At 42.2% G+C, this 367-nt stretch carries 1 protein-coding gene; it reads right to left on the reverse strand.

Annotated elements, in window-relative coordinates; genetic code table 11:
* Window positions 1-71: 71 nt before the first annotated feature.
* The coding region (locus QTO00_RS20930; RefSeq protein WP_331426417.1) for a hypothetical protein at window positions 72-367 on the reverse strand (296 nt) is incomplete at its 5' end.

Here is a 367-nt window from a genome sequence, read left to right on the forward strand (position 1 = left end):
TGACCTAACGCACGTCTTTTTGGCTCTTCGTTACCATTATCGTTCTAATCACACTACCAAAACGAGAAGGTTTATCCGAGTGAGTAACAAGTTTGACGCGCAGCATAAAGCAATAGTTCGGTAGCTTTATACTTAAATAAATGACCATTGACAATGGCTTCACCATTGCTTGCGAGTAGCGAAAGCTTTAGACAGAATCTCGTGTACAGTAGTGTTATCCACAAGTAGAGGCGAACATGCGGGTTCGCCCATTTAACACGATTTTCTTCATGATAGTATCGAGTATCACATGCATCCCCCACTAATAATTCGACGACCTCCGAATAGACCCGCTTTATCATTAATCGTAATAGCGCTGAAGGCTTTC

Source organism: Vibrio sp. M260118, from assembly GCF_036533755.1.
Classification (GTDB): Bacteria; Pseudomonadota; Gammaproteobacteria; order Enterobacterales; family Vibrionaceae; genus Vibrio.